At 44.6% G+C, this 7,367-nt stretch carries 3 protein-coding genes and 4 pseudogenes; 1 reads left to right on the forward strand and 6 read right to left on the reverse strand.

Annotated features, from left to right (window positions below; all coding sequences use genetic code 11):
• On the reverse strand, nt 1–2,343 hold a 2,343-nt coding region (locus ACTRWI_RS21450; RefSeq protein WP_499133749.1), incomplete at its 3' end, for a hypothetical protein.
• Between the two features lie 330 nt (nt 2,344–2,673).
• Between ACTRWI_RS21450 and ACTRWI_RS21455 the strand changes: the two are divergent.
• A pseudogene (locus tag ACTRWI_RS21455) lies at nt 2,674–2,957 on the forward strand (IS5/IS1182 family transposase); the annotation flags it as partial.
• Here the strand turns inward: ACTRWI_RS21455 and ACTRWI_RS21460 are convergent.
• The 5 genes and pseudogenes from ACTRWI_RS21460 to ACTRWI_RS21480 form a co-directional block, all read right to left on the reverse strand.
• Nucleotides 2,954–3,985, reverse strand: a pseudogene (locus tag ACTRWI_RS21460) (IS1634 family transposase); the annotation flags it as partial. The pseudogenes ACTRWI_RS21455 and ACTRWI_RS21460 sit on opposite strands and share 4 nt — an antisense overlap.
• A gap of 21 nt (nt 3,986–4,006) precedes the next feature.
• A pseudogene (locus ACTRWI_RS21465) lies at nt 4,007–4,684 on the reverse strand (ISAs1 family transposase); the annotation flags it as partial.
• A 67-nt stretch (nt 4,685–4,751) separates the two neighbouring features.
• Nucleotides 4,752–5,519 (reverse strand): reverse transcriptase domain-containing protein, encoded by a 768-nt coding sequence (locus tag ACTRWI_RS21470; RefSeq protein WP_499133751.1) that lies wholly within the window; start codon nt 5,517–5,519, stop codon nt 4,752–4,754.
• A gap of 120 nt (nt 5,520–5,639) precedes the next feature.
• Nucleotides 5,640–6,071, reverse strand: coding sequence for a hypothetical protein (locus ACTRWI_RS21475; protein WP_499133750.1), 432 nt, complete (start codon nt 6,069–6,071; stop codon nt 5,640–5,642).
• A 535-nt stretch (nt 6,072–6,606) separates the two neighbouring features.
• Nucleotides 6,607–7,059, reverse strand: a pseudogene (locus ACTRWI_RS21480) (ISAs1 family transposase); the annotation flags it as partial.
• Nucleotides 7,060–7,367: the final 308 nt, after the last annotated feature.

Below are 7,367 nucleotides of genomic sequence, written 5' to 3' on the forward strand. Positions count from 1 at the left end.
GCCGTCACTGTTGCCTTCGATGTCTTCAACAATGGCGTTAAAGCCGTCCACTGCGTTTTGGATGTCTGCAATCGTGGTCAGCTCTCCCGTCGCGATTTGTTCAACAACGTAACCGATATTATTACCGTTTAAGCCAGTTATACCAACGACCTCTAAATCTTCTTGCTCTAAGGTACTTGCAGCATTACCACCATTGGTAATCGTATCTGTAATCACATTCACTGCAGTAACAACAGTTTGAACTTCAGCAGGGGTTGGATTGTTACTGTCCACAAAGGTCGCGGCATTTAAAGCTTCACTGTAAAAAGCTTCATTGGTAGTTTCTGCGCCTGTGACGCCAACAATGGCATTCAACTCCGTCGCGGTGACACCTGTGCCATTGGTATTGTTATTTATGTCATCCACAACAGACACATAGCCCGTGACCATATTTTGAATGTCAGTCACGCTGGTCAACGTATTGGTAGCAATTTGATCCGCTACAACTGTAATGTTGGTTGTGGTTGCGCCAGTGATACCCGCATCTTCTAAATCAGTGGTAGTCAATGTACTGGTCGGTTGCGTGCCAGTTGAAACAGCGGCAATGGTGTTGACCGCTGCAATCACGGTGTTGATTTCAGTCGTTGTTGGATTATCGGGGTCAAGAAATTGTCCGCTGTCAGCGGCACTGACGAGGGCTTCACCATAAAGGGCATTGGTTTCGGTAGAGTCTACCGCGTCTGTTACACCATCAATGCTATTTAGTCCTGTCGCATCAATCGTGCTTGGGTCACCAGTGGGTGAAAGCTCATCGGTCACGGCTTGATAATTGTCATAATTAGCCACCATATTGTTGATGTCATCATAGGTGGTGTAGGTACCTGAATCGATTTGGCTGGTTACATAAGCAAGATTCGAGGAATCCACTCCTTCTATGCCTGCCGCTGCGAAGGTGTCTTCACTCAGCACCGTTGGCGGTTGTGTATTATTCGACACATCTAAAATCGTACTCAGGGCAGCATCACCTGCCGCAGTGACTGCACTGACTACGCTTTGAATTTCAGCCCCCGTAGGATTATTCGGGTCAACAAAACTCGAATCTGGCTCATTAATCAAAACATCAACATAAAGGGATTCATAATTAGGATCGGCACCCGATACACCACCGATCGCATTCAGTTGGGCAGCCGTTAGCGTAACATTTGTGTCTGATCCAGATATCAGCGCCACCGCATTTTGATATTCCGCGTAACCATCGACCATGGCTTGAATTTCAGCGGTAGTCTGGTAATTACCTGTGGCAAGCTCTCTATTCACATACGCAAGGTTATTATCATCAACTCCTGTTATCTCCGCATCGGCATAATCTGCTGTGCTTAAATTTGTCGCAGGTTCACGCCCCAAAATCACTTGCTCTAAGGTTTTGAAGGCAAGAAACGTCTCATTCGGGCTACCTCCGTCTTCAACGATATTAACGAACTGTTTTGAATAGATGGCGAGATTATCCAGAAAGTCTAAATTTTCGAGATACAAATCCTGAGTGATGCCCGTCGATGCAGGACCATTCATCCAATTAGCATCCGCTATGACAGTAATACGCCCATTGAATAACGCCTGATCGGCAACAGTGATATAATCCAATCCATCTGCATGAGTCCCCACCACCACGGCTTGTGAAATCGTGTCTTCAATAAATAGGTCGGCAAAAGCAACAGTATGTACCTTATTAACACCTGCCATCAATGGATGGTTATTTAGATGATTATTTGTGCGCAGATGTTCTTTTGTTGCCATAATATTTTTTGTGCCGACATTAATATTTCCACCTAAGGCGACAATCGCATCCGTGGTATGTTGGTTCTCTGTGGGCGCAAAATTACCATTTTCACCAATGAAAAATACTCTTGCCCCACGAGTTAGATGCGCTTCCATCGCATCGATTTCAGCGGTCGTGAATGCATCTTCTGGCATCATGATAATCAAGAGATCAATATTGGATAAATTGAGCGAATCCAATGTTTGCGTGACGGAAAATTCTGTCGTAGTGAAATCAGCGTGATTTTGGTAATAATTTAAGACAGATCGCCAGTCTGTTGACTTTTTATGTGTTGCCATATAAAAGCCAATATTGACTGTTTCCCCTGCCTCTAATTGCAATTTTTCGGTAGACGGTGGTTCTAGCACCGTGTAGGTATTGGTTAGCGCAAGGGTGTGGGGGTAATGTGAGAAGTCAAATATAGAGTTGACTTTTGATTCACCTCGATACTCTCGAACATACGAGAACAGCACAATTGCCAGTATGGCCAATGCCGTCATTGCTATTTTAAAAATAAAATAGAAGCTGTATTTTTTGAATTCAATCATCGTTCTGTCTACCGTATGATAGTTAGTTCCGAATCCAACCGACGAAGTGTTAGTGATTACTGTTAGTTTTTTTTTATACAACAATGATAGTACAAATCCGAGATTTCAAATCCAATTTATGAATCAAAGGAGCTTTGTTAAGGGCTTATCACCGATCTGGGCGTAACCGAACATAGCTTGAGCCCAGTCGGTTGTATTGTGAATGAGTGTAAGCATGCTAATAAAGATATTGAGGCAAGTGATAGCCCATGATTTCTCCAATCGCCTACTAGGTCGATCACTAGTTGCCAATTTGTGTATAAGAGTCAGGATTTATTCAACGACGCCCCTTTAATTCCTCCGCGTGAGGGTGCAGCTTTCTGGGAAAAAGGGCATCCACGCAATCTGGCAGTTGGCTGCCAAAAGCTCTATGGCTCGAACAAAAAGTAGAAGCAGAAGTATGGTTACCACAAGGGTCATTGTTGGAGACCGCTATGTATCGCGTAAAACAACTACTAGGCGCTTCACTCACGCTTCGAAATTACAACGCACAAGTTGGTGAGGCTTACGCCATGATCAAAGTACTCAAAAAGTTAACCGGGATAGGTATGCCCGAGATTCCGCAGCCAATTTAGGAATAAACCGCTTCATACATTATGCCAAGAAGCTTGAGTAGCCGAGCCTGATGCTCTTGAACACCTATGATGGAGCTTTGACCGCCAATTTCGAGTATGTCTATACCTTCGAACTTTAAGAATACCCAACGTGCTGTCGGTTTCGTTGTCTTCTTGTTCTTCACCATGCTAGGAAAGAATTCCTCGGTTTTAGTGAGACTCTCTCGGATTTTGTGCTCTAAGCTGGCGTAAACGAGTAAACTTAACGTCATGATCATCAACAGCGCTTCGATTCGCTGAGGCTTCTTAAGGAAAATTGATGATGTCAGGAACTCAGGGCTTTTCAAAAAGCGAAATCCGCGCTCTACCTTTTGCTGTGACTTGTAATGCTCAAGTAACGCAGCCATCGTTAGATCGGCGCAGTCAGTATCGTTGGTTGCGAGAATAAATATACCCACTTTAAGCATCGCCAGTTTCACTTTTTCTAGATCGGTATAAGGTGCAACATCTATCAAATAGTGATATCCCGTTGGCTTTGCGTCTTTCTTCGGTCGACCACGACCTGAATAGGTTGCCTCTTTAACGATGGTTGGTTGCGAAAAGCCAAGCAAATGGCATTGGCTAGCGAAGTCGCTCATTGCTTGCTCAGCATCTATTGCGCAAGCAAATTGTTTCTTCATTAGCCGTCCCTGCGCTTTCAGTTCTTTCGTGATGTTTTTGTCTAAGTTCTTATAGAACGTTATTTCTTCTCTCTTGGTTGCTTGCTCACTATGAACCAACAACCACTTCTGAGGTACCGATCCATAGTCAGCGTCAACCCAGCAACCCGAGTAGCCATTACCGATACGACTCAACTGCTCAGTCTCAAGGTTCATTAAGGCTTCTTTCGCTGACTTAATGGTCATAGGAACACGCGTAATAAACTTCTGCTTTTGCTCATCTAGTGAATGAATGCTTTCTTCGGTGTATAGAGCGGCATCGGCGATGAAGTATAGACTGTTTTGAGTAGCCTTTAAGCAATGAATATGCTGTTTAGTAACCTCTGAAAATCAGGGCGACCGCATGAGTGCCTAGTTTTTCGCCATCTGACTAAAGCCAGCACTCAATACTGCCTCTAGCATAGACGTATTCATCATACATCGCTTTTGCTTCCCCACTATGCTTAGCTTGGTGGGTTCTTCACGGAGCATGTTAAAGCTCATTTGACGCAAGCATGATAAATTCTCAGCACCATGATCTTTGTATATCTGGCAAGCATCTTCATTCATTGTGACATCAAGTACCCAGTGCATTGACTCTATGCCCCAATGTTCTCTGACTGCCATAGCAGCTTGTTCTGGACTAAGCGCTTTGGAGCTGATGTAATAACGGTACTCTAGGTCGACAGATTTTCCTCTCTGAAGGCGAAAATTTTCAACCATTACAATGCTCTTTAAGCCTTTCCAGCGAGAGAAGTTACCTTCAAGTTTTGTACTGTCAAAAACATAGCATTGGCGAGACTCGATACGGCCATGTCCTTGCTCAAGAGAGATGTTATTTGCCACATTGGCTCGCTGAGAAGAGAATGCCTTTTCTATTGCTTGTCGGAGTTTTCCTTGGTTGCTCTTTACTGCAAGCAGATAATCTCCACCTTGATCTACAATGGCTTTAGCAATCTTAGTTTGACAGGCCATAGCATCAATGGTTACTAGGGCTCCCTTGATGTCGAGCATCTTTATCAGCTCAGGGATCGCTTTAAGGTGAGTAGACCATCGAGACCTCCCCGACAGCCTCTCGCAAAACGGAACGTGAACCTCTCAATTCATTCCGCTTCCATCAAGCAAAACTTCTTGCTGAACCAAATTGCCAATGGACAAATAATCTGGGACATTGAACTGATAACTTATCAAAGAAAGCCACCGCTCTACCTTTATGCCTCTTGAGCGTTTTGTATTTCCTTCTCGCCCATCGTACTAAGGTTTTATTGAAGTGTCGGAAAACTGAGTCTAATTCGCTTCGCCTGAACTTACCGTAGTAGTTTATCCAGCCCCTCAGCATCGGATTTAACCATTTAGCCAGTTGCTCTAAACTGTACTGTGTTTTCAGACGAACTTTTAACTCTTTTACCTTCCTACGCATGGCTTTCTTTGCTGCCATACTGACTGCTGGCAAGAAGCGGTTATAAATCCTGCCTGTTCGTTTGCATTTATTCGTTCTGGCTCTGAATGTGTATCCTAGAAAATCAAACTGTGTATGCTCAATGTGCAATGCAGACCCTCGTCTTACATCATCTCGGCAGTACACCACTTTAGTTTTCGTTGGATGCATCTCCAGACCACAATCAATGAAACGTTGTGCAAGCTCTCTCTTTAGCTTCTCTGCCTCGCCCCACGAGTCAGCATGCACCAACCCGTCATCTGCGTAGCGACACCATGGATTGTCTGGATAGTTCTTCTCCAGCCATTTATCAAAAACATAATGGAGAAATAGATTCGCAAGCACCGGACTCACAACACCACCCTGTGGCGTCCCCAAATCTCGTTCTGTTATGCTTCCATCTGCTCTCTGCAATGGCGCAACTAACCACCTTTCTATGTAGAGAATAACCCACTGTAAATCTCGGCCTTGGCTCTGTTCAGCAAGCTAAACATGCTTCCTTACCGCCTTCATCAATAGGTCATGACGGAGGTTGTCAAAAAGCCCTTTTATGTCAAACTCTAGTACCTAGTCGTACTGCCAACATCTTTTCCTTGTTATTTCTATGGCGTCGTGTGCAGATTTTCCCACGCGGTAACCATAAGAATCATCCAGAAAATGATGCTCAAGCATGACTTCAAGTTTGTCTCTGACCACCGTCTGTGCCACCTGGTCACTGACCGTCGGGATACCTAATATCCTTTCACCACCTGACTTCTTCGGTATACTTACCGCCGCGAAAGGGGGAGGAAAATAGGTCCCTGATGACATCCTGTTCCATACTTTGTAAAGGTTATTTTTAAGGTCTTTTTCGAAGTCCTCTATCGTTACACCATCTACTCCGGCTGCGCCCTTATTGGCTTTCACCTTTTCGAAAGCAGTCATTATATCCCATTTGGATATTGCAAAAGGTTTGGACTGTACGTGTGACTTCCTCCTGCCTTCCGGCAGTTGAGTCATCGTTACATTCCGCTTGACGCAATCCCTTCGCTCCACGCTCATTACAAGCCCTTCATCACTACTACGAATTGCTCCGCCCCAGTATCACGCATCGGTACTCTCACACTCATAATTGCTGTTATTCGCATTTCTTCCTTAACATCGTGATGACTGGTTCCCGTGGTTCCCACAAAAAGCCTGGTACAAGGTCATGCCCACTTTACGCCGAGCACCGCACACCCAGCATTCGGAATTCACCGGTGTACTTATCCTGAAATAACGAAACGATCTCAGTTTTGATGCTGCTTTAAATTAACGACGCGTCCACATGGGTTCGGGATTACTCATCTCCTTGCACCCTACCTCGCCAGAATTCTTATTCTGATTTTCTTTCAACGCTTCTGACCATTACTCTTAATAACAGCCACTTGAAAGTGGTTTAGAGCCGACTTCCGACAGCAGACTCTGGAGAGCCTACCTCCATCTCTTCATGAGCTTATGCTCATCTTCCTGTTTTCCATCCTTAGAAAACAGGGTTCAGTGCCCACGGCACACTTTCATTGCTTTTTTGTTCGGTTTTCAGCTGTCCTAGTACGAGCTTGTTTGACGACGCATAAGCACTGTTCATATGAATGGTGCTCGCTCTGTCTTCGCGATTGTAAGAGCCTCGAAGCGTTTTACCATCTATCGCAACCACTTGACCATCGGTAAGAGCATGTATCGATGACATCCAGTTGACGAAGCACTCATGAAACTGGTCAGGCTCAATCGTAGAGATTATTCGAGCAATCGTGTCATCCGCAGGAATACCATTCAAAAACAAGCCATTGCGCTTAAACCAATCGTGATGGCCGAGAATGTATTCACGAATATCAAACCAGCCTTTTGCACCTGCAATCACAGCACATAGCGAGCCAAAAAGGACTTCAAACAGGCAATAAGTGACCTTTGCACCTTGGCGTTGGTCGGTAATCGCTTGAAAGTGTTCTTTGAAGTGATCAATATGCATGATGTTCTCCCTAAAAAGGGAGTATATGATCACGGCTAAATGTGATCGTCAAATCGATCGTGACTTTGTTCAAAAAACGTTCACGATCTCACCCTGCTCTGAAAATGCCTTAGCAACATTGGTGTTGCCACTGAGTGCTTGCATGTAAACAGGTAGGCCTGCTTGGTTTTCACAAATTAGCTCAAGCACCACTTTATTTAGTTCAGGGCGGTGGTCTCTGCTATAGCCTTTTACTAGGGCGTGTTGATCTTAGCTGTACATTTTATGTTCAACAATACATCGGTAGCCACATTAACATGAATGCCAGA

It is taken from the genome of Pseudoalteromonas sp. G5_S1_14_S5 (genome assembly GCF_054968605.1).